The organism is uncultured Thiodictyon sp. (assembly GCA_903837595.1).
Classification (GTDB): domain Bacteria; phylum Pseudomonadota; class Gammaproteobacteria; order Chromatiales; family Chromatiaceae; genus Thiodictyon.
The window spans coordinates 46,143-66,715 of the sequence record CAILVI010000284.1 but is presented as its reverse complement, the minus strand read 5'-3'; the positions used below and the strand labels follow the sequence as shown (position 1 = coordinate 66,715).

Genomic DNA, 20,573 nt, shown 5'->3' with positions numbered 1-20,573 from the left:
CCACGGCCGCGAATTGCACCCGCCGTCGGGCTTACCGGCCCCGGCATAGCCGGAATTTAGCCTCCGCGTGTACCCATCCGCGGGTCAGGAACGGCCTGCGGCGGGCACCAACTGCTCTTTCTGTGTTAGGCGCTCTGCGCCGCGAGCGCCGACAGCCGAAACGACGACGAATACCGTCCGCACCTGCGCCAGACGGCCGGCACCAGTGCCAGGTGTACGCAGCCGCGCTTCAGCTTCAGGCGTTACAGATCGCACTACGGCAGGCAGGCGCCGCACCCGGCGCAGTTGTCCGCCAGCAGGCGCACGCACTGACTGGGCAGCCGCTCGATCGCCTCATTGAAGCAGGCGTCGGCACAGTCTCCGGGACAGCGGTCGCAGCATTGCCCAGCGTCGAATCCACCAGCGGTGTGGGTAGCGAATGACATCGGACTCGGGGCTCATGCGATCCGGTAATTGAGCGGCAAGTCTAGGGGTGGCTACACCGGCTGCTAACCAAGCCTTTCTGCAAAGCAATCCAGCAGCCGCAGAGGCTGGAGCTGGCCCGATGGCTCTATTTTTGGCAGTGACGCGAGTAAACGGATGCCACTGGAGGCCATGATCGCCGGAGCGCCATCGGTAGGCTATTGATCCGCAGTCTTATCTGCATTCCTGCGTTGGTTAGCTAAAACCCTTTTTTACGCCAGGATCACCACGCCTGGGATACTGGTTCGCTATCTCAACCTGGAGCGCGCTCATGGCACGTATCGTTATCCTCGGGGCCGGCATTTCCGGACACACCGCGGCCCGACATCTGGGCCGGCAGCTGGGCAAGCAACACCAGGTCATCATGGTGTCGCCACGTCCGTTCTGGAATTGGGTGCCGTCCAATATCTGGGTGGCCGTGGGCGAAATGACCGAGCAGCAGGTCGCCTACCCATTGGCACCGATCTACAAGAAACTCAATGTCGACTTTCACCAGGCCAGCGCGCTGTCCATCTACCCGGAGGGCGAGACCGGGCACGCGCAGCCGTTCGTCAAGATCGAATATACCGACCCCGCACGCATCGGTCAGACCGAAGCGATTGACTATGATTATCTGATCAATGCCACCGGACCCAAGCTCAATTTCGGCGCGACGCCGGGATTGGGACCTGAGCCGGGCTATACCGTCTCCGTGTGCACCTCGGCCCATGCCCTGGAGGCGAATGCAAGGCTGCAAGAGACGATTGCCGCCCTGAAGGCCGGCAAGCCGCAAACCCTCGTCATCGGCACCGGGCATGGCATGGCCACCTGCCAGGGTGCGGCCTTCGAGTACATCTGCAACGTCGACCATGTGCTGCGCGAGGCCGGGGTTCGCCGACTGGCGCGGCTGGTATGGCTCAGCAACGAGTACGAGGTGGGGGATCTGGGGATCGGTGGCACCTTGATGAAGCGTGGCGGTTATGTGACCAGCGGCAAGGTATTCGTCGAATCGCTGATGGCCGAGCGCGGCATCGAGTGGATCACCCGCGCACACGTTAACAAGGTCGAGCCGGGCACCATTCACTATGAGCTGCTCGATGGGACCTATAATGAGATCCCGTTCGACTTCGCCATGCTGATCCCGCCCTTCGCGGGGGTCGGATTGAAGGCCTTCGACCCGAAAGGGGCAGACATCACCGAGGCGCTCTTTGCACCCAGCGGCTTCATGAAGGTCGATGCCGACTATGCCCCCAAGCCGTATGACGACTGGAGCAAGCAGGACTGGCCGCAGACCTACCAGACCCCGAAGTACCGCAACATTTTCGCCATCGGCATTGCCTTCGCCCCGCCGCACCTGATCAGCAAGCCGATGAAGAGCCCCAACGGCACCCCGATCAATCCCTCGGCGGCGCGCACCGGCATGCCCTCGGCCGCGATCGGCATGGCGGTGGCGGGGAGCATCCGAGACATGATCAACGGCGCCTCGGCACCGACCCACACCGCCTCGATGGCGGGAATGGGCGCGGCCTGCGTCGCCTCGACCGGCAAGCATTTCTTAAAGGGATCGGCCGCCTCCTTGATCGTCTTTCCCGTCGTGCCCGATTACGACCGCTACCCCCAATATGGGCGGGATCTCAACGTGACCTCCGGGGAGATCGGACTCGCCGGGCACTGGTGGAAATTCATTCTGCATCATCTGTTTATCTATCAGGCCAGGCTGCGCCCGGGCTGGTTCTTATTACCGCATTGATGCGCCTATTGATGCGTTTCCACTTTCACACTTCAGCGAGGTAAGCATCCATGGCAGGCGCAAACAGAGGACCCTATCATCAGGAGTCCTATCCCCCCGTCCCAACCGGATTCACAAAATACCTGCGGCGTTCGGTCCCCTGGCAACTCGTGCGCTTCGTGGTCATCGGCTGGCGGATCGTCAAACTCATGGTGAAGCCGCAAGGCTGACGGGAGCCCCCGGAGAGCCACAATCTTCGCCCGTTGGTTCCCGGGAGCGTTTTCAAGAGTATCAAGGTGGGGCGGGCGCAGCGCGTCCGCTGCGCTCCGGGCCGCAGTGGAGGGGAGGGTCGACGGTGTCGACACCCGGCTGCATGCCGGGTCGGGAGCACTCTTCGAGCAGCTCGCCCTGGTGGCTGCCATAATGGGGGAGCCCAGCGGGCACTTGCGCATCGATCGCGAACACAGACCACCCATAGGTGGAGGAGCACACGATGACCGCCATACACAGCGCCAGCCGTGACCTCAATCTAAACAAAAAGGGTTACCTGGCGCATTTCGATGACTGGGACCGGGGCATCGCCTTGGCCCTGGCCGCCGCCGACGGCCTGACCCTGACCGATGCCCACTGGCAGGTCATCGCGTTTATGCGCCAATATTATGTCGCCAACGAGATACCGCCCACCCCGCGGGTCGTTGTGAAGGCGGTCGGGCCGGCCGTCTCCGCCCATGTGCCCTGGACCCGTCAGCAGCTCGAAGACCTCTTTCCCGACGGCGGGTGTCGGCAAGCCTGTCGCATTGCCGGGTTGCCGGACTACTATTGCGCCGGGTGCTGACCCGTTTCACCGTGCTCAGACCAGACGAAGACATGACACATGACGAAACGAACCCGACATCCGAACGGCTGCGGCAGCAAGGCCTGAAACACCGGCGGGAAGACGAAGGATGGAAGCGGCTAATGATCTGGCTCACCCCCCAGGAAGCAGATACCCTGCAAACGCTGGGGACCGAGTGGCTGGGGCGCAGGGTCAAGGCCCTGCTGGCGGAACAGGACCCGATCCTGCACGCGGGGACCCTTGGGGATTCGATAGCAATCCCGGACCCAATCCCGAGCCAGGTGCCCCTCGAAAGCAAACTGGCGGCGGCAGTATTGGCGGAACGCGCCAGGACCATTGCGCTACTGTTCCGCTTGGGCAAGAGCACGCGCGACATTGCGCATCTGCTGCACCTGGAACTGTCCGAAGTAGCACGTGTATTGGCCCCGTCTCCCGAGCTCTTTTCCCTGGCGGGTGAACCGGCAACGCTGGAAGCCCCGCCGGATCAAATGGGTCTGATGCAGGAAGTTGACGCCCTGCTGGCTCAGGGGCTCTCGGGGATGGATATTGCCCGACAGTTCAACGCGGCGGGGCGACGTGCGGCAAACGGGGCGCAATACTGCGGGGCGAATCTGATACGCGACTGGCGGCGGTGGAAGGGGGCGTCGATCTAAACCGCAAGGAGGAGAAGCACGAGGCACAGTTACAGGCACTTGACGATGTTCGCCAGTCCCAGGCGCTGCACATCCTTCAGTGCCTCCCCGAGCCGACCGCGTCCGCGATGTTGGGCGTTCCGGCCTCGAAGCGCGCTGGCGGCCCTGGTAGAGGGTCCGCGCGAAGGTCAGGTCCGCGATCATGTTACTGCCGCCCTGCCAGGGCTCCATCGCCTCCAGTATCTCCGCGTTGCCATAGAGGAAACGCCAGCTGCGCCCACCCGAATCCGCCGCCCCCCCGGCAGCTCGGCCCCCTCAGGCCGTCTCCGGCACCGGGATCAGGGCACCGTCCGGCAGCACTGGCCGCGGTGCCGCCAGCCAGGGCGGCACCGGAAGATTATTGACGCGAAGAAAGTTAGGGTTGAAGAGGCGCGAGGCGTAGCGTGTCCCGGAGTCGCAGAGGATGGTCACGATGACGTGGCCAGGGCCGAGCTCCCGCGCCAGGCGCACCGCCCCGGCCACGTTGATGCCGGACGAGCTGCCCAGCACCAGCCCCTCACCAGCCACCAGGTCGAACACTGTCTGGACGGTCTCGACGTCGGGGATTTCCCAACTGAAGTCCAGCGTCAACCCCTCGATGTTTTGTGTCATACGACCCTGGCCGATTCCCTCGGTGATGGAGGAGCCTTCGGCCTTGAGTTCGCCGGTGGTGAACCAGGCGTGCATGGCCGCGCCGGGTGGGTCGGCCAGGGCGATCTTTACCGCCGGGTTCCGCTCCCGGAGTGCCGCCGCCACGCCGGCCAGGGTGCCGCCGGTACCGATGGCCGCGACAAAGCCGTCCACCTTGCCGTCGGTCTGGTGCCAGATCTCCGGGCCGGTGGTCTCGTAATGGCCCTGCCGGTTGGCCAGGTTGTCGAACTGCTGCGCCCAGATGGCGCCACGGGGCTCGCTGCCGGCGAGCTGCTCAGCCACCCGCTGTGCCACATGGACATAGTTGTTGGGGTTCGCGTAGGGGACGGCCGGTACTTCATAGAGGGTGGCCCCGCCGAGCCGCAGCGTGTCCTTCTTCTCCTGGCTCTGCGTTTCGGGGATGACGATGACCGTCCGGTAACCGCGGGCATTTCCGACCAGGGTGAGGCCGATGCCGGTGTTGCCGGCCGTGCCCTCGACGATGATACCACCCGGTTGGAGGAGGCCGCGCCGCTCGGCGTCGCGCACGATGGCCAGGGCCGCACGGTCCTTGACCGAACCGCCCGGGTTGAGGAACTCCGCCTTGCCGAGGATCTCGCAGCCGGTGGCCTCGGACAGGCGCCGTAGCCGGATGAGTGGGGTATTGCCGATCGTGGGGACGAAGCCGTCGCGAAGGTCCATGGGTGCGGGTCTCATGAGTGGATCAGCCGATCTGGCTTGGATAATCCAGTCCTGATGTTGTGTCAAGGCATTCGAGTTTTCGCATCGTCGATGACCCGGCCGCCGGGGTGCTGGCCACGGCCTTGATCATCGTTCCGGCCAGCGGCAGTCCGTCCGCAACCGGAGGTCGAGGCTTTAGCCGGTGGCGATTCGTCACACCTCTGAGAGAAATCAGTGGTGCCTGCAAGCCCGACCGGCCAAAGCCTCGACCAGTGGCCGGAACCACGATCACGGCCCTGGCCACGGGCCTTCATTTCACGAGACGGACAATCGATCAGCGTCGATTTTGTCCCTCATCGGAGATATTGGGCTGAGGAAAGGCTGGCCTATGCGCCGGGCCGGCGCATGCGGTGATCGCCGGGGAGTGCGCCAAAGTGGGCAAGGAGGCACCCGGCCACGCACTCGGCGACCCGGACATTGGATTGCGCCGTCAGCCCGGCGATGTGCGGCGTGAGCCAGAGATTCGGGATGCCGGCCAGCGGCGAGTCGGCCGGTAAGGGTTCTTCGGCAAAGCAATCCAGCGCGGCCCCCGCCAGGCGCCCCGAGCGCAGGGCGGCGGCCAGCGCGACCTCATCGATCAGCCCGCCCCGTGCGGTATTGATGAGTACGGCGCCGGGCTTCATGCGGGCCAGCGCCCCGGCATCGAGCAAATGGCGGGTCGCCGGCGAGAGCGGGACGTGCAGGGAGACCACGTCGGCACCGGCGAGCAGGGTATCGAGTCCGACCGCCAAGATGGGCCCCGCGGGGGGCGGCGACGGATCGTGGCCCCAGACGAGGAAACCCAGCGCGGTCGCCAACTCGCCGGTCAGGCGACCGATGTTGCCGCAGCCGATCAAACCCAGAACCTTGCCGGCCGCCTCATGCCCACCGGCGAGTGCCGCACGCGGCCAGTCACCGTTCGCCACCGCCGCGCTGGCACCGAAGCTGCCGCGCAGCAGGATGAGCGCGGCGGCAATGACATACTCCGCCACCGATCGGGCATTGGCGCCCGGTGCGCTACAGACGGCGATGCCGCGTGCCCGGCACCGCTCCAGGTCGATGTTGTCCAACCCGACACCCAGGCGTCCGACGACACTCAGGCGGGGTGCCGCGGCCAACAGCTCGGCGTCCACCCGCGTCTGATTGCGCACGATAAGCCCGCGGGCCTGCGCGAGGGCCGCGAACAGCGCGGCGCGGTCCTGCACCAACGCCGGGTCATAGTGAACGGCATGACGGGCGCGCAGCCGGTCGATCCCGGCGGCGTCCATGAATTCGGCGATGACGATGCTCATGGTGCGTGGATCTGCTCCAGGCTGGTGCCGGGGCGCACCCGGCTGAAGTTCACGCGATTCCAATCGGCGCGCAAAGGGCCGTCGCCGACCGCGGTAATGGTGGTAAAGGCAGCCTCTGCGGGTGGCGGCGGCGCGGCGCCGTCTTCGCGCCAATGGGCGCCGAGTGACGCGGTCCGCGCGAGTGCCGCGGTCGTGATGGCGCGGCTGACGGTGATCAGGTTGGCGAGGTCGAGCCAGGTGTGCCAGCCCAGATGGTAGGCGCCCGACCCGCCGCCGGCACCGCAGTGCCCGAGCCGCTCCTCCAACTCCCTGAGGCCACTCAGGCCCCGCTCCAACCCGGCCTGGTGGCGGAAGATGCCGACCTCGTCCCACATCAACTGCGCCAGGTCATCGCGCACCGCCTCCCGATCGGCCGCCGGGCGCCGCAGCGGCGCGAGGCAGCGCGCGATGAACTCACGCAGCAACTCACCGTCCGGCGCCACCGGCCCCAGCCCGGCGGCCAGGTCAGCGGCCGCGGTGTCGCCGGCGATGCCGCCGAAGACCGTGGAATTGGCCACCCCGTTGCCCCCCAGGCGATTGGCGCCATGGACGCCGCCGGTGTCCTCACCGGCGGCATAGAGGCCGGTCAGCGCGGTCCGCCCGTGCGGATCGAAGCACAGGCCGCCCATCAGATAGTGGGCCGAGGGCACGACCTCGACCCGGCCGCCGGCCAGATCGAACCCGCAATCCGCGCAACGCTCCACCATCCCCTTGAATTGGCGGCTGACCTGCGCCCGGCCCAGATGGGCGATCTCCAGATAGACGCCCCCGTTGGGGGTGCCGCGCCCCGCCCGGATCTCATCGAAGATGGCGCGCGAGACGATATCTCGGGTGGCGCGCTCGGCGCGTGGGTCCCAGTGGAGCATGAAGCGCTCCCCGGCGGCGTTCTTGAGCCAGCCACCCGCCCCCCGCAGCCCCTCCTCCAGCACGGTACCGTTCATGCGGGTCTCGGCCCCGGCCAGGAGGCCGGTGGGGTGGAACTGCACCATCTCCATGTCGCGCAGTGCCAGGCCCGCACCCAAGGCGAGGGCCAGCCCGTCACAACTCTTGTCGCCAGAAGGGGTGTGGAAGCGATACATGGTGGGGCCGCCGCCGGTGGCGAGCAGCACCGCCCTGGCCGCGACGAACAGGAAGTCTCCCGAGCGGACGTCGAGCAGCAGGGCACCACTGAGGCGCTCGTGTCGGGCATCTGGGATCAGGGCGACCGCGCGATGCTCCTCCAGGCGGCGGATGGGGCGCGCCCAGGTCTGTTCGGCCAGGCGGTTCATGATCTCGATGCCGGTCAGGTCCCCCTTGTGCACCGTGCGATCGAAGGTCTGCCCGGCAAAGGCCTTCTGGTGCAGGCTGCCGTCCGGGTTGCGGTCGAAGAAGCAACCCCAACGGTTCTCCAGTTCCAGCACCCGCCGCGGCGCGGTGCTGGCCAGGGTCCAGGCGAGCTCCTGGTCCGGGAGCCACTGGCCACTCTCCAGTGTATCCAGGAAGTGGCGCTCGACCGAATCACCGGCGGCCAGGGCCACGTTGTAGCCGCCCTGGACCATGCGCGTGCAGCCGGACTTGCCGAGCAACCCCTTGCACACCACGGCGATGTCGAGCCCCGGATCGGCCGTGTGCGCGTGCAGCGCGGCCAGCAGCCCGGCGCCGCCGGCGCCGAGGATGAGCAGGTCGGCCGTCTGGCGGCGCAGCGCCGGTGGGTGGCCGCTCAAGGTGTCACTCCCAGCCCCGCCAGGACGTCCGCCCGGCGGGCCTGGGCGGCGTCCTCGACCTCACGGTGAAGATCGCCGCCGTGGCTGTCGATGGTCACCAGCAGGGGGCCGAAGCCGTGCACCCGAAAGCGCCACAGCGACTCGGGGTGCAGGTCGTCCAGGTCGACTGCCTCGATCGCCTCGACCCAGGTCGTCTCCAGTGCCGCCGCGCCGCCCACCACGGCCAGATAGGCCCCGCCCAGGGCGGCGAAGGCGCGCCTGGAGTCGGCGCCGAGCCCACCCTTGCCGACGATCAGGCGCACCCCGAAGCGACGCATCAAGGGCTCGGTGAAGCGCTCCATGCGCGCGCTGGTGGTGGTGCCGACCGACACCGGCCGGTAGCCGACGGGGGCCGACGGTGAGGGCGGGACGCGCGCGACGCTCGGTGCCGTATGGATGACGGCCCCGCCGCAGAGATCCAGGCGCGTGGTACGACCCCGGTCGATGAGGTGGATCAGGGTGGCGTCGCGGATGCCGAAAAGGGTCCCTTCGAGCGTGACCGTATCGCCAACCCGCAGGGCGCGCACCTGGGCCTCGTCCAACGGTGGCCGCAGGACATCGGCCACTTGGCCCTTAGTCGCCATAACGCACCCCCTCGCGGGTGATCTGTGCCCGCGCCCGTCGCGCCGAGTGGCACTGGAGGTTGACCGCGACCGGGTTGAGGGTGATGTGGGTGGCGGCCAGCTCGATGTGCACCGCAAACGCGGTGGCGTCGCCACCGAGCCCCTGGGCGCCGATGCCCAGGCGATTCACCGCGCCGCTCAGGGCCGCCTCCAGTGCGGCCCCCTGGGGGTCCTCACAGCGGCTGCCCAGCGGTCGGGTGGCCGCCAGCTTGGCGAGCTTCAGGCAAAGGTCGGCGCTGCCGCCAACGCCGACCCCGACCACCGTCGGTGGGCACGCCTTACCGCCGGCGGCGAGCACACAGTCGATCACAAAGCGCTGGATGGCCGCCACCCCGTCGGCCGGCAGGGCCATCTTGAGCCAGGACTGGTTTTCCGAGCCGCTGCCCTTGGGGATCATCAGGATATCGAGCACCCCCACACGCTCATCGAAGTCGATATCGATGGCCGGGATACGGATACCGCAGGAGTCCTGCCCATTGTGACGGCTCAGCGGGTGCACGACCGACGAGCGGAAGGGATGCTCACGCGTCGCCCGGGCGCAGCCCGCACGAATGGCCTCCTTCATGGCCAAGCCGTCCACCTGGACATCACGGCCGATGGTGATCCGGTAGAGCGGCAGTCCGGTGTCCTGGCAGAGCAGGCCGTCGGTCTGCGCGGCGACCACGATGTTGTGTTGCAGGGTAGCGAGCACGGCGTGTCCGCGCTCATGCGTCTCAACGGCGGCCAGGTGCGCGATGCCGGCCTGGATGTCGGCGGGGAGCACCTTGAGTGCGCGCAGGTAAAGGTCGCGGGCGACCTCCTCGATCAGGTCCGGTGAGACCCGCAGTACCTCAGGCATGCATCCCCCAGCGGCGCAGGGTGCGCGCCTCAATGGTGCGAAAGACCAGGTTCTCCACCAAGAGGCCGATGAGAATGACCATCAGCAGTCCGGCGAAGACCGAGGATATCTCGAGCCGATTCTTGTTTTCGTAGATGTACCAGCCGAGCCCTCCGGACCCGGAACTGATGCCGAAGACCAGTTCGGCAGCAATGAGGGTACGCCAGGCGAAGGCCCAGCCGATTTTGAGCCCCGAGAGGATGCAGGGGAAGGCGGCCGGGATCAGGATCTTGGCGACAAAGCCCAGGCCGCGTAGGTCGTAGTTGCGGCCCACCATGCGCAGGGTCGGGGAGACGGCCTTGAAGCCGCTGTGGATGTTGAGCGCCACCGGCCAGAGCACCGAATGCACCAGGACGAAGATCAGGCTGCCGTTGCCCAGGCCGAACCACATCAACGCCAGCGGCAGCAGCGCGATGGCCGGTAGTGGATTGAACATGGCGGTCAGGGTCTCGAGCAGGTCCTGGCCCGGGCGGGTACGGATGGCGAGCGCCGTGAACAGGCCCGCCAGGACCACCCCGATGACATAGCCGGTGAGGAGTACCTTCAGCGAGAACGCGGCGCGCAGCAACAGGGTGCCGCTCGCGGTGTCCGTGATCAGCACCCTCAGGGTCTCACTGAAGGTCGGGAAGATCAGCGGGTTGTCGAGCCAGACCGCATAGGCCTGCCAGAGGGCGGCCAGCAGTGCCAGGATCAGCCCCTTGCGCAGGGCGCCGATGGCGGCCAGCCGCTCGCCCAGCGGCAATGGCCGCTCCACCGGCTCGCGCAAGGCCAGGGACCGATCGGGGGGCGCGGTCAACTCATGCATGGATCACCTCGGCGGCCTGGTCTGGGGTAGCGAAGAGCGCCTCGTGGATGCGCTCCGAGAGGGTGCGGCCGGTCTCATCGGTGCGGTCCCGGCCATCGCTCTCAAGCTCGCCGCGGACCCGTCCCGGATGCGGCGACAACAGCAGGATGCGGGTACCGAGCTTCACCGCCTCGGGGATCGAATGGGTCACGAACAGGACCGTGAAGCGGGTGTCCTCCCACAGTCGCAGCAACTCGTCCTGCATGTGACGGCGGGTCAGTGCATCAAGCGCCGCGAAGGGTTCGTCCATCAGCAGGATATCGGGCTCCATCGCCATCCCGCGGGCAATCGCCACCCGCTGCTTCATACCGCCCGACAGGGTATGGGGATAGCTGTCGGCGAACTTGGTCAGGTTCACCTTGCCGATGTAGTGCCGTGCCCGCGCCGTTGCCTCGGCCTTGGTCAGACGCTGGCCCTCGATCAGCGCGAAGACGACGTTCTGCAGCACCGTTTTCCACGGCAGGAGTTGGTCGAACTCCTGGAACACCATCATCCGGTCCGGTCCCGGCCGCTCGATGGCGCGCCCTTTGAGATGGATGGCGCCTTCGACCGGGCTGAGATAGCCCCCCACCGCCTTGAGCAGGGAGGACTTACCGCAGCCGGAGGGTCCCAGCAGGACATAGCGGTCACCCTGCTGCACCCGGAAGCTGACCCGCCAGGTCGCGGTGACCAGGCGCCGCTCGGTGGCATAGCGCAGGGTGACCCCCCTGACATCGAGCAGGGGCACGGCGGGGTCGGTGGCGCTCACGGCCCCTCAACTCCCCGCCAGGCCATGCACCTCGGGGAAGAAGAGGTCCTTCCAGGTGTCCGGCTTCTGCTTGATCGAACCGATCTTATAGAGGAAATCGCTGTACTTGGTGACGTTGCGCGGGGTCAGGGTGAATTCCACCTGGGGATCTGTGACGATCTTCTCCACGTCCGCCACCGTGCCCTTGTCCTTGGAGGCGCGCAGATACAGCGCTGAGGCTGCCGCCTTGTCTTGATTGATGATCTGCTCCGCCTCTGCGAGCGCCTGAAAGACCGCCGCATAGAGCTTGGGATTGGCCTCGCGGAAGGCCGCGGTGGTCCAGACGACATTGAATGAAGACGGGCCGCCGAGGACGTCATAGGAATTGAGCACCGTGTGGATCTCGGGTTTCTCCAATTGCTGATACTGGAAGGGCGGCGCGGAGAACTGGGCGCTGATCTCACCGGCGCCCGAGAGCAGCGCGGTCTGCCCGTCGGGGTGTGAGAGCGAGACGGTGAGCGGGTCCAGGCGTTCCTGCTGGCCTTCGCCAAAGGCCTTTTCGGCGGCCATTTGCAGCGTCACCGCCTGGATCGAGACCTTGGCGGCCGGCAGGGCGATCTTGTCCTTCTCGGTGAAGTCCTTGATCGTCCTGACCGCGGGATTGCGGGTGTTGAGCAGGAGCGGCATGGAATCCAGGGCCGATACCAGCTTGACCTCACCCTTGGTGCCCCGGGTCTTGGCCCACAGGGTGACGGCCGGGGCAATCCCGCCCGAGGCGAAATCCAGGCTCCCCGAGAGCAAGGCGTCGTTCATGACGTTGCCGCCCGCGAACTTGGTCCAGGACACCTCCACATCGCCCAGGCCGGCCGCTTTGGCGTGTTTCTCGATGAGTTTGTTCTGCTCCACCACGATCAGCGGCAGGTAGCCGATACCGTACTGTTGGGCCAGACGAACCTGCGCGACCTCCTTGGCGGCGGTCGGCGTGGCTGGGGCGAGCGCCGGTGCGGCGGCACACAGGCTGGCGACTACCAGGCTGGTCAGGGTCTGCAGGAAATGACGGCGGTTCTTCATCAAGGCTTCTCCGTGGATTGAGCAGGTGGAATCGGTGCGCTTCAGGTCAGGCGCCAGGCCGCGAGCAGCACCACGACGCCGCAAGAGAGCCAAGCGAGGATCAACAACAACAGTTGGCGGGATGCGGCGCCCAGAAACTCGATGGCCAAGAGCCGCAGGCCGCCCGCGAGATGCAGGCTCAGAAGCGCGATCAGCACCAGTTCAGCGATGCGCACCAGGGGCGTATGGGTCCAGGCAAGGCCCGCCTCCAGGCCCTCTGGCCCCGTGAGCGCCAGGCTGAGCAAGCAGAAATGGACCGGGAGGAACAACGTCAGCGCGAGCCCGGAGAGGCGGTGCAGGCGAAAGGCCCACCCGGCCGGGGTCTGGTTCAGGTAACGACCGCCCATAAGGCCCTCCCGCCCAAGGCCACCAGCAGGACCGCGACCAGCACCGCCGCGCCGTCGCGTCGGGTGCCGCGCCACGGGGTCCACTCGGCAATCAGGACCCGTACGCCCAGGGCCCCATGGATGGCCGCCAGGAGCACGAAGCTGCCATAGAACAGGGCGACCACCGCGCTATGGCGAGTGCGGCCCAGGATCTGCTCCGCGGAGAGCCCGGCGCCGCCGACCGCGAGGATCGTGATCAGGTGCACGCCGACCCAGAGCGCCAGCGCGACCGCGGTGACGCGTTGCAGCAGCCAGAGCCGGGGCTCCCAGAGCTGATCGCGGGACTGGCTGGCCATGGCCGTCACCGGGTACCGCCGAGCAGGGCCGCAACGCCCTGGCGCTTGAGTGCGGCAATTGACGCGGCGGGTGAGAGCCCTTTGGGGCAACGCTCGCTGCACGCGAAACGCGAGTGGCAGGCATGGCAACCGGCATCGCCCGAAACGGCGTGCAGCCGTGCCGCGCGGGCGCCGTCGCGCGTGTCGTTCTGCAAGGTCCAGGCACGGTTCAGGGCCGCCGGTCCGAGATATTCGGGGCGGTCGCCGACGGTGTCGCACTCGCTGTAACAGATGCCGCAACCGATGCACTCGATGCCGGCCTCGACCGCCCGGCGCGCGGGCGATTCCGGGGCGATGGCGGCAAAGCCATCCGCGTCCGGCCTTGGGACGAAATAGCCCCCTGCCGCCGTCCATTGGTCGAAGAACGGGGCCAGATCGCAGACCAAGTCGCGAACCGCAGGCAGGTGATCGAGCGGCGCCAGTTCCAGCGCGTCGTCCCGCACGACCCGATCCAGATGGGTCCGACAGGCCCAGCGGGCGATCCCATTGACACGCACGGCACAGGAGCCGCAGACGCCGACCCGGCAGGCGTGGCGAAAGGCGAGCCCCGGATCCAGGCGACGCTGGATGAAGCGCAGTACGTCGAGCACCGTCTGATTCGCCAGGCGTGGCACGGCGAAGGACTGGAAGCCGCCGTGCCGTTCCCCGCGCCACACCCGTACAGCGATGGTGTCGCTGGTGCCGGTGCCGCCCATCTCAGGCACTGCGGTACAGCTTGGTCAGCACGAACTCGCGGTGACCCAGTGCCTCGGCCGCGGTCAGGCGGCCGTTGGCGGTGCGATACATCATGTCCAGCAAGGCATCGCCCGCGCCGTCCAGGGTCAGCTCGCGTTGCAGCAGACCGGAGCAATCCACGTCGACGTGCTCGCCCATGGTGCGCACCGTGCGCGGATTGGCGGTCAGTTTGATGACCGGCAGGATGGGATTGCCGATCACATTGCCCTGACCGGTGGGGAAGAAATGCACCACGAAGCCACCGGCCGCCGCCAGGGTCACCATTTCGGCCGCGGCCGAACTGGAATCCATGAACCAGAGGCCCGGACCCGTCGGCGTCTGGGCGGGTTCTAGCACACCATCGAGCAGGCAGTGCTGGCCGATCTTCTGGATATTGCCGAGCGCCTTCTCCTCGATGGTGGTCAGGCCGCCGATGATGTTGCCCTTGGTCGGCTGGGAATCGGAGAGGTCGTCGGTCTTATTGGCCAGGATGAAATCGTTGTAGTCGTTCCAGGTCTTCAGGAATTGCCGGCCGATCTCCGGGGTGCCGGCGCGCTCCGCCACCAGGTGCTCGGCACCGGTGATCTCAGAGGTCTCACCGAACAATAGCGTCGTGCCCGCCCCATAGAGCTTGTCGAAAGCGTTGCCCACGGTGGGGTTGGCACCGCAACCCGAGGTGGTATCGGATTCGCCGCACTTGGTTGAAACCCAGAGCGCTTCAATGGCATGTTCGGTCCGGCGCAATTCGGACGCCCACTGGAGATACTGCTGCGCCGCCCGCGAGGCGTTCGCGATGGTATTGATGTCGCCGTTGAGCTCGATGGCAAAGCCGCTGACCGGCTTGCCGGTGGCGGCAATGCCCTCCACCACCCGTTGCGTCCAGCCCGGCTCGATGCCGATGACCACCACGGCCGCGACATTGGGATTGGCGCCGGTACCAATGAGGGTGCGAAAGTGCAGCTCCAGGTCAGCCCCGAATTGCAATCGGCCGTAAGGGTGCGGCAGCGCCAACACCCCCTTGATATTGTTTGCTACCGCCTCGCTGGCGGCGTTGGACAGGTCATCCACCGGCAGGATGACAACATGATTGCGCACGCCGACGCGGCCGTTTTCACGGTGATAGCCGAAGAAAGTCGGGAGCCCCACTGATTACCACCTTTTGGTCTTGACATTGTGAACATGCAGATGTGCGCCGGCCTGGATGTCGGCGATGGCGCGACCGATGTCATGGCCATACTTGATGATCGTATCGCCGCTGGCGATGGCGTGCAGGGCGAGTTTATGGCCGATGGGGATGTCCTCCACGGCCGTGATGGTGAGGCTGTGATCCCCATCCATCACCCAGCCGTCCAAGGCATCACCGGCGCGCACGCCCTCGACCACGACCACGCCGGTCGAATCACGGGGACCGTGCACGACAAAATGAATCATGGATTCCTCACTCTGGCAGTGGTGTGTTTGCGGATGGGCATGGTCGAACGTCAATGCCGACGGCGCCGACGTTATCGGGCCTCATGGCACTCTTTTCGAATTAACAGCGTATGGCTTCCCAAGACATTCAGGAACCATTTATTTTCGATTTGGTTAGCAGGATTCCTTTCGCCGAATCAGGGTCCGGGTCATTTTCCGCCCGCCTGGTGTCACGTTGCCATACCGAGCGAGCCGGGAAGGTCCGGCATAGGCGCGTCTGGAAAGAAGGCGGGGATCCGCAAACACGTCCTGCCGGAGCGCAGCCAAGCGATTACGACGTTACCTTGCCGCCGAAACGGCGCGCGCTAACCCGGGGTGAGCAAGTTCCGCTGGTACCCGCGCCACCGGGGGTTTTCCAGCACGCGGCGGCCTGATAGGAACTTCCAACAGCTGCGCGTCCTGCTTGCCCGGCGCGGTCCAGTCCTGGATGAAACTCGGCCTCGGGATGGGAAGCGTCGGTGTCGGCAGGCCTATCGCATTGCCGGGTTACCGGACTATGATGGTACCGGCCGTTGAGCCTGCCACCGATCCGTTACGCCATGACCAGACCAGACGAAGACATCGCCTCCCTGCGCCGCATCCTGAAGGCCAACCACACCATTGCAGTGGTGGGCCTCTCGGCCGAGTGGCACCGGCCGAGTTTTTTCGCGGCCAAGTACATGCAGGGGCACGGTTATCGGATCATCCCGGTCAACCCCCGCTACCCGGAGATCCTGGGCGAGCGCTGTTTTGCCAGGCTTGAGGACATCCCCGAGCCCGTGGACATGGTGGACTGCTTCCGCCGCGCCGCGGACCTGCTGCCGATCGCCCGCTCCGCCGTGGCGATCGGCGCCCGGTGCCTATGGCAGCAACTGGGAGTGAAGAACCTGGAGGCCGACCAGCTGGCGCGCGACGCGGGGCTCACGACGGTGATGGACCGCTGCGTGAAGATCGAACATGCGCGCCTCTTCGGCGGTCTGCATTGGGTCGGCGTCAACACCGGCGTCATTTCAGCCAAACGTCCCATCTGAAGGCGACCGACACCCATGGCCGACCACCAGTTCCAACCCGAGACCCTGGCGATCCACGCCGGGCAGATCCCGGACAGCACCACCGGCGCCCGCGCCCTGCCGATCTACCAGACGACCAGCTTCGTCTTCGACAACGCCGGGCACGCCGCCTCACTGTTCAATCTACAGACCTTCGGCAATGTCTACTCGCGGATCTCCAATCCGACGGTGGCCGCGCTGGAGGAGCGGCTGGCCGCACTGGAGGGCGGGCGGGCGGCGGTCGCGTCCGCCAGCGGCATGGCCGCCGAGGCGATGGCCCTGATGACGCTGCTGCAAGCGGGCGACCACCTGGTGGCCGGCGGCGCGCTCTATGGCGGGACCGTGACCATGCTGGCGGTCAATCTGGCCAAGCTCGGCATCGAGACCAGCTTCGTCGATGCCGCGAACCCCGAGGCCTTCGCCGCCGCGCTGCGCCCCAACACCCGCGCCATCTTCGCCGAGAGCCTGGGCAACCCCAGCCTCGCGGTACTCGACATCGCCGCGGTGGCCGCAGTGGCGCACGCCCACGGCATACCGCTGATCGTGGACAACACGGTGCCCTCCCCCTTTCTGTGCAACCCCATCGCCCTGGGGGCCGACATCGTCGTGCACTCAGCAACCAAGTACCTGGGCGGTCACGGCACCACGCTCGCCGGCCTGGTGGTCGAGAGTGGCCTGTTCCCCTGGGACAACGGCAAGTTCCCGGGCATGACCGAGCCCTCCCCCGGCTACCACGGCGTGAAGTTCTACGAGACCTTCGGTGACTGCGGCTTCACCATGCGTTGCCGCATGGAAACACTGCGGGTCTATGGCGCCGCGCTGGCACCGACCAGCGCCTGGCAGATTCTGCAAGGGGTGGAGACCCTGCCCCTGCGCATGGAGCGGCACTGCCGCAATGCCCGCGCGGTCGCTGAGTTCCTGCGCGCCCACCCGCAGGTCAGTTGGGTCGACTACCCGGGTCTGCCCGACCACCCCCAATACGGGCTCATCGAGCGGCAGATGCGCCAGGTGGAGGGTGCGCCCGGCGCCTCCGGCCTGCTCGCCTTCGGTGTGAAGGGCGGGATCGAGGCTGGCGTGCGTTTCATCGAAGCGGCGCAATTCATGAGCCACCTGGCCAATATCGGCGACACCCGTACCCTGATCATCCATCCGGCATCCACCACCCACCGCCAGCTCGACGCGGCTCAGCAGGCCGCGGCGGGGGTACGGCCGGATATGATCCGGCTGTCGGTGGGCTGCGAGCATATCGACGATATCCTATGGGATATCGATCAGGCATTGAAGCGCTCTTGACGATTGGCGTCGTAACCCCGCCAACCGTCCTTAGCGTGCGTCTTAGCATCCCGGCCAGGGAGGACAACCGCTGCGCCGCCAGGGGCGCGAAGATCGCGATGTTTGTCGCTCGTAACGGTTCGCGTGAGGTATGCTGAGGGCGCGTTGGCGTCTGCGCCGTTTCAGAACCGTCTGCCTACAACCTCACGTTGACTGAACACCTCCCGTCCTTGAGGCAAATGTCCGATCCAACCGAACTCGCCCCCTGCGCCGCGCCGCTCCCCGCGGCCGAACTCGAGCATTGGACCAAGCGCTATGCCCAAACAGTCGATCCATTGGGGGACTTGACGGGGAGCGTCTTTGTGATCGTGCGGGTCGCGGGTGAGCGCTTCGCCTTGCCCATGCAGGCACTGGATGAGGTGGCGAGTGTCACGACCGGGATCGCGTTGCCACATGTCAGCGCCTTGGTGCTCGGATTGGCCAACGTCCGCGGCGAGCTGGTGCCCCTGCTCAATACCGGCGCCTTGCTCGGGATCAACAGTAGCTACCGGCTGGGGGCGGCCAACCGGACCCTGGTGGTCCGCGATGCGCGCAGTCGCCGTGCCGGATTGCCGGTGGATGCGGTAGAGTCTGTCGTGGCATTGGATGCAGATAGCTTCCAGGCCCAGGGCGGGGTGGCGACCAACGCGCCGATCCGCCGCATCGGCGTGGGTGAGCACAAGGGTCGTTCGCTCACCCTGCTCGATGTGAGCCCGCTACTTGCCGCGGGCTTCAACCATTTTTGAGACCCGGACGAGACCCCGGGCCAGATCGAGGACCATCGGATGCACGCCGACCAGACGGGCGATCATGCCCACGACCCGAGCCAGGCCCACCAGGCCGAGCATGCCGGCGACTTCGTCGTCCCGGAGCCCGACGGGGTCCAGAGCGGTATGCCCTTCCACGGGCCGGACGATGGCGACCAGGGGGCGCGGCCGAGCGCTCGCCGGGAGTCGGCCGGGGGCCTGATGACGGGGTCGGGCTACGGCGGGCGCGCCGCCGCGCGTGGCTTAAGCCTCAAGCGCAAACTGAACCTCTCCCTTGGGCTGCTCACGCTGGTGATCCTGGTGCTCGGGCTGGTCTCGGTGAATACCCTGCACGGGCTCACCGCGGAGGGGATCCCGGAACTGGGGCATCACGCGGACCTGGCCCAGGTCAGTGAGGATATCAAGACGGCGGTCTTCCGCACCATGACGGCCCAGAGCGACTATCTGCTGGTCGATGAGCAGAGCGCCGCGGATAAAGTCTTGCGGCTCGCTACCCGGGTGCGTGAACAGATCAACCAGTTGAACCCCCTGGCCGGGAAGATCGCCAGTTCCGCGGGGACCAACGTGACCGCCCAACACCGCGCACTGACGGAGGCATTGGACGACTATGAGGCCCGCTTCACCGCCGAGGTCAAGGAGGTCGTCGCCCTGCACAAGGGGCAGGCCGACCGGGAGACCGCCATGGCGACCGGCGAGAAGGACCTGGCCAGCCGGTTGGACGCGGTCATCGTGGCCGCCCGCGACCTGACCGCTGCCGCCTGGCCCGAGCAGGGCGTCGGCAGTCCCGCCCAGGTCGCACTGGGGCGGACCCTGGAACGGTTGAACCGGAACCTGCTGGTCGAACGCGTCCAGCTTGAGACCTTCTTCGCCTCCCACAGCCCGGCGCTGAACGATGCCGCGCGCACCAGCGCGGCGGAACTGGCCGCCCAACTCGATGCATTGCGCGCGGACGCCGCCGCCGCCGGGCTCGCCGCCGGGCTTGCCGACCTCAAGAAGGCCCTCGCCGGGTACACCGCGCAACTGCGTGAAGTCGGGGCCAAGATGGCCCAAAACACCAACGCGGCGGCCCAGACCCAGACGCAGATCGCCGTGCAGGAGCAGTCACTGACTACCGCTGGGGAACGCATCCTGACCTTGGCCGAGGACTTGGCATCCAGCGCCTGGCGTGACATCGACACCGAGAGCAGGGGTCTGGAGGACAGCGGCGTCCAGGCCCTGTGGCTGGTGGGCGGTACCGCCCTGCTGGGTCTGGCGGTGGGGCTCCTGGTGCTACTGACGGTGCCGCGACCCATCGTCGCGGCCGTCGAGGCCCTGATGGCCGGCGCCCACCAGATTGCCCGCGGCAACCTGACCTATGCGGTGGATGTGCGCAGCCGCGACGAGCTGGGCGCCCTGGCAGACTCATTCAACCAGATGCGCGAGAACCTGCTCAACCTGGTCCAACGCATCCAGCGGGCGAGCGTGCAACTGTCCTCGTCCATCAACGAGATCCAGGCAGCGGCCACCGAGCAGGCGGCGTCCGCCACCGAGCAGGCGAGCGCGGTCAATGAGCTCTCCGCCTCGTTGAACGAGATGTCGCAGAGTGCCGTCACCCTGGTCTCGTCGTCCGAGACCGTCGGGCGCAACGTGGACGAGATCGCCGGCATCGTCACCGACAGCAACCACAAGTCCACCCAGATGATGTCCTCCATGGACGCCATCGGGCTGTCGACCCGCCAGACGGCCGAGCGCATCAAGGCCCTGAACGACAAGATGGACGATATCAACGAGGCGGTGGCGACCATCTCCATGGTTGCGGACCAGACCACCCTGTTGTCGCTCAACGCCTCCATCGAGGCCAACAAGGCAGGGGAGATGGGCAAGGGGTTCTCGGTGGTCGCCCAGGAAATTCGCCGGCTGTCGGACCGCTCCATCGACTCCGCCGGCAACATCAGTGGCATGGTGCGCGACATCCAACGTGCCACGGAGTCCTCGGCGCTCGCCATGGACAAATCCTCCGAGGAGATCCACCACGGCGTCGCCCTAGTGGGTGAGACGAGTACGGCCCTGGTCGCCATCAACGCGGCCATGGACCGGATCCAGGAGCAGATGAGCATGATCCTGGAGTCGGTCCGCGCCCAAGCGGACGCCGCCCGCATGGTGCAGACCACCTCCACCGAAATGCTCTCATCCGCCAACATGGTCGCCAAGGCGGCGAGCCAGACCCGCTCGGTCACCTATGAACTCAATGCGATGGCGACCCAACTGGCCAGCGCCGTCTCAGTCTTCCGGGTTTGAGCCAA

Annotated in this window: 22 protein-coding genes; 8 read left to right on the top strand and 14 right to left on the bottom strand. The window is 66.7% G+C overall.

Going from position 1 to position 20,573, the window contains the following annotated elements; genetic code table 11:
* Positions 1-254 precede the first annotated feature (254 nt).
* Positions 255-425: a hypothetical protein gene (locus QZY44_RS15785; protein ID WP_295448031.1), complete on the bottom strand. Its 171-nt coding sequence runs from the start codon at positions 423-425 to the stop codon at positions 255-257.
* Between the two features lie 308 nt (positions 426-733).
* On the opposite strand from QZY44_RS15785, the gene QZY44_RS15780 reads away from it, so the two are divergent.
* The 4 genes from QZY44_RS15780 to QZY44_RS15765 all read left to right on the top strand — a co-directional run bounded on the left by QZY44_RS15780 (position 734) and on the right by QZY44_RS15765 (position 3,658).
* On the top strand, positions 734-2,191 hold the full coding sequence (locus QZY44_RS15780; RefSeq protein ID WP_295448028.1) for an FAD-dependent oxidoreductase: 1,458 nt from the start codon (positions 734-736) through the stop codon (positions 2,189-2,191).
* 50 nt (positions 2,192-2,241) lie between these two features.
* Positions 2,242-2,400 carry a hypothetical protein gene (locus QZY44_RS15775; RefSeq protein WP_295448025.1) on the top strand — a complete coding sequence of 53 codons (159 nt, stop codon included), beginning with the start codon at positions 2,242-2,244 and terminating at the stop codon, positions 2,398-2,400.
* A gap of 263 nt (positions 2,401-2,663) precedes the next feature.
* Positions 2,664-3,005 carry a TusE/DsrC/DsvC family sulfur relay protein gene (locus QZY44_RS15770; RefSeq protein WP_295448023.1) on the top strand — a complete coding sequence of 114 codons (342 nt, stop codon included), beginning with the start codon at positions 2,664-2,666 and terminating at the stop codon, positions 3,003-3,005.
* A gap of 32 nt (positions 3,006-3,037) precedes the next feature.
* Positions 3,038-3,658, top strand: a complete 621-nt coding sequence (locus QZY44_RS15765; protein ID WP_295448020.1) for a hypothetical protein — start codon at positions 3,038-3,040, stop codon at positions 3,656-3,658.
* Between the two features lie 294 nt (positions 3,659-3,952).
* Here QZY44_RS15765 and QZY44_RS15760 read toward each other — a convergent pair whose 3' ends face one another.
* The 13 genes from QZY44_RS15760 to QZY44_RS15700 form a co-directional block, all read right to left on the bottom strand.
* The gene (locus tag QZY44_RS15760) at positions 3,953-5,008 is read right to left on the bottom strand and encodes a cysteine synthase A (RefSeq protein WP_295448017.1); all 1,056 of its coding nucleotides are present in this window, start codon (positions 5,006-5,008) and stop codon (positions 3,953-3,955) included.
* A gap of 365 nt (positions 5,009-5,373) precedes the next feature.
* The gene (locus QZY44_RS15755; protein ID WP_295448014.1) at positions 5,374-6,318 is read right to left on the bottom strand and encodes a hydroxyacid dehydrogenase; all 945 of its coding nucleotides are present in this window, start codon (positions 6,316-6,318) and stop codon (positions 5,374-5,376) included.
* Positions 6,315-8,060 (bottom strand): FAD-binding protein, encoded by a 1,746-nt coding sequence (locus QZY44_RS15750; protein WP_295448011.1) that lies wholly within the window; start codon positions 8,058-8,060, stop codon positions 6,315-6,317. Before QZY44_RS15750 ends, QZY44_RS15755 begins: the two co-directional genes overlap by 4 nt.
* On the bottom strand, positions 8,057-8,683 hold the full coding sequence (locus tag QZY44_RS15745) for a fumarate hydratase C-terminal domain-containing protein (protein WP_295448008.1): 627 nt from the start codon (positions 8,681-8,683) through the stop codon (positions 8,057-8,059). The genes QZY44_RS15750 and QZY44_RS15745 overlap by 4 nt, the downstream gene beginning before the upstream one ends.
* The gene (locus tag QZY44_RS15740; RefSeq protein WP_295448006.1) at positions 8,673-9,560 is read right to left on the bottom strand and encodes a fumarate hydratase; all 888 of its coding nucleotides are present in this window, start codon (positions 9,558-9,560) and stop codon (positions 8,673-8,675) included. Before QZY44_RS15740 ends, QZY44_RS15745 begins: the two co-directional genes overlap by 11 nt.
* Positions 9,553-10,404, bottom strand: a complete 852-nt coding sequence (locus tag QZY44_RS15735; RefSeq protein WP_295448003.1) for an ABC transporter permease — start codon at positions 10,402-10,404, stop codon at positions 9,553-9,555. Before QZY44_RS15735 ends, QZY44_RS15740 begins: the two co-directional genes overlap by 8 nt.
* Entirely contained in the window at positions 10,397-11,191 is a 795-nt protein-coding gene (locus QZY44_RS15730) for an ABC transporter ATP-binding protein (protein WP_295448000.1), read from the bottom strand. Before QZY44_RS15730 ends, QZY44_RS15735 begins: the two co-directional genes overlap by 8 nt.
* Before the next feature lie 6 nt (positions 11,192-11,197).
* Positions 11,198-12,241 (bottom strand): ABC transporter substrate-binding protein, encoded by a 1,044-nt coding sequence (locus QZY44_RS15725; protein ID WP_295447997.1) that lies wholly within the window; start codon positions 12,239-12,241, stop codon positions 11,198-11,200.
* Positions 12,242-12,282: 41 nt separating this feature from the next.
* A complete protein-coding gene (locus tag QZY44_RS15720; protein WP_295447994.1) occupies positions 12,283-12,627 on the bottom strand; it encodes a succinate dehydrogenase in 345 nt (114 codons plus the stop codon).
* Complete coding sequence (locus QZY44_RS15715; RefSeq protein WP_295447991.1) at positions 12,609-12,962, bottom strand: hypothetical protein; 354 nt, start codon at positions 12,960-12,962, stop codon at positions 12,609-12,611. Before QZY44_RS15715 ends, QZY44_RS15720 begins: the two co-directional genes overlap by 19 nt.
* A 5-nt stretch (positions 12,963-12,967) precedes the next feature.
* Positions 12,968-13,696: a 2Fe-2S iron-sulfur cluster-binding protein gene (locus QZY44_RS15710; RefSeq protein WP_295447989.1), complete on the bottom strand. Its 729-nt coding sequence runs from the start codon at positions 13,694-13,696 to the stop codon at positions 12,968-12,970.
* A 1-nt stretch (position 13,697) separates the two neighbouring features.
* Entirely contained in the window at positions 13,698-14,861 is a 1,164-nt protein-coding gene (locus QZY44_RS15705) for a UxaA family hydrolase (protein WP_295447986.1), read from the bottom strand.
* A 3-nt stretch (positions 14,862-14,864) separates the two neighbouring features.
* Positions 14,865-15,146, bottom strand: a complete 282-nt coding sequence (locus tag QZY44_RS15700; protein ID WP_295447984.1) for a UxaA family hydrolase — start codon at positions 15,144-15,146, stop codon at positions 14,865-14,867.
* Between the two features lie 578 nt (positions 15,147-15,724).
* Here QZY44_RS15700 and QZY44_RS15695 point away from each other — a divergent pair.
* The 4 genes from QZY44_RS15695 (at position 15,725) to QZY44_RS15680 (ending at position 20,568) form a co-directional block, all read left to right on the top strand.
* On the top strand, positions 15,725-16,195 hold the full coding sequence (locus QZY44_RS15695; protein WP_295447980.1) for a CoA-binding protein: 471 nt from the start codon (positions 15,725-15,727) through the stop codon (positions 16,193-16,195).
* A gap of 15 nt (positions 16,196-16,210) precedes the next feature.
* Entirely contained in the window at positions 16,211-17,506 is a 1,296-nt protein-coding gene (locus QZY44_RS15690) for an O-acetylhomoserine aminocarboxypropyltransferase/cysteine synthase family protein (protein WP_295447977.1), read from the top strand.
* A 218-nt stretch (positions 17,507-17,724) separates the two neighbouring features.
* On the top strand, positions 17,725-18,270 hold the full coding sequence (locus tag QZY44_RS15685) for a chemotaxis protein CheW (RefSeq protein ID WP_295447974.1): 546 nt from the start codon (positions 17,725-17,727) through the stop codon (positions 18,268-18,270).
* 39 nt (positions 18,271-18,309) lie between these two features.
* On the top strand, positions 18,310-20,568 hold the full coding sequence (locus tag QZY44_RS15680) for a methyl-accepting chemotaxis protein (RefSeq protein WP_295447971.1): 2,259 nt from the start codon (positions 18,310-18,312) through the stop codon (positions 20,566-20,568).
* The last annotated feature ends 5 nt before the right edge of the window (positions 20,569-20,573 follow it).

Excerpts from the sequence above, each read along its gene's own strand:
- QZY44_RS15700 (WP_295447984.1), bottom strand. The coding sequence starts at position 15,146 with ATGATTCATTTTGTCGTGCACGGTCCCCGTGATTCGACCGGCGTGGTC.
- QZY44_RS15745 (WP_295448008.1), bottom strand. The coding sequence starts at position 8,683 with ATGGCGACTAAGGGCCAAGTGGCCGATGTCCTGCGGCCACCGTTGGAC.
- QZY44_RS15720 (WP_295447994.1), bottom strand. The coding sequence starts at position 12,627 with ATGGGCGGTCGTTACCTGAACCAGACCCCGGCCGGGTGGGCCTTTCGC.
- QZY44_RS15785 (WP_295448031.1), bottom strand. The coding sequence starts at position 425 with ATGTCATTCGCTACCCACACCGCTGGTGGATTCGACGCTGGGCAATGC.
- QZY44_RS15765 (WP_295448020.1), top strand. The coding sequence starts at position 3,038 with ATGACACATGACGAAACGAACCCGACATCCGAACGGCTGCGGCAGCAA.
- QZY44_RS15770 (WP_295448023.1), top strand. The coding sequence starts at position 2,664 with ATGACCGCCATACACAGCGCCAGCCGTGACCTCAATCTAAACAAAAAG.
- QZY44_RS15780 (WP_295448028.1), top strand. The coding sequence starts at position 734 with ATGGCACGTATCGTTATCCTCGGGGCCGGCATTTCCGGACACACCGCG.
- QZY44_RS15760 (WP_295448017.1), bottom strand. The coding sequence starts at position 5,008 with ATGGACCTTCGCGACGGCTTCGTCCCCACGATCGGCAATACCCCACTC.
- QZY44_RS15775 (WP_295448025.1), top strand. The coding sequence starts at position 2,242 with ATGGCAGGCGCAAACAGAGGACCCTATCATCAGGAGTCCTATCCCCCC.
- QZY44_RS15690 (WP_295447977.1), top strand. The coding sequence starts at position 16,211 with ATGGCCGACCACCAGTTCCAACCCGAGACCCTGGCGATCCACGCCGGG.
- QZY44_RS15685 (WP_295447974.1), top strand. The coding sequence starts at position 17,725 with ATGTCCGATCCAACCGAACTCGCCCCCTGCGCCGCGCCGCTCCCCGCG.
- QZY44_RS15735 (WP_295448003.1), bottom strand. The coding sequence starts at position 10,404 with ATGCATGAGTTGACCGCGCCCCCCGATCGGTCCCTGGCCTTGCGCGAG.
- QZY44_RS15680 (WP_295447971.1), top strand. The coding sequence starts at position 18,310 with ATGCACGCCGACCAGACGGGCGATCATGCCCACGACCCGAGCCAGGCC.
- QZY44_RS15695 (WP_295447980.1), top strand. The coding sequence starts at position 15,725 with ATGACCAGACCAGACGAAGACATCGCCTCCCTGCGCCGCATCCTGAAG.
- QZY44_RS15755 (WP_295448014.1), bottom strand. The coding sequence starts at position 6,318 with ATGAGCATCGTCATCGCCGAATTCATGGACGCCGCCGGGATCGACCGG.
- QZY44_RS15710 (WP_295447989.1), bottom strand. The coding sequence starts at position 13,696 with ATGGGCGGCACCGGCACCAGCGACACCATCGCTGTACGGGTGTGGCGC.
- QZY44_RS15740 (WP_295448006.1), bottom strand. The coding sequence starts at position 9,560 with ATGCCTGAGGTACTGCGGGTCTCACCGGACCTGATCGAGGAGGTCGCC.
- QZY44_RS15715 (WP_295447991.1), bottom strand. The coding sequence starts at position 12,962 with ATGGCCAGCCAGTCCCGCGATCAGCTCTGGGAGCCCCGGCTCTGGCTG.
- QZY44_RS15725 (WP_295447997.1), bottom strand. The coding sequence starts at position 12,241 with ATGAAGAACCGCCGTCATTTCCTGCAGACCCTGACCAGCCTGGTAGTC.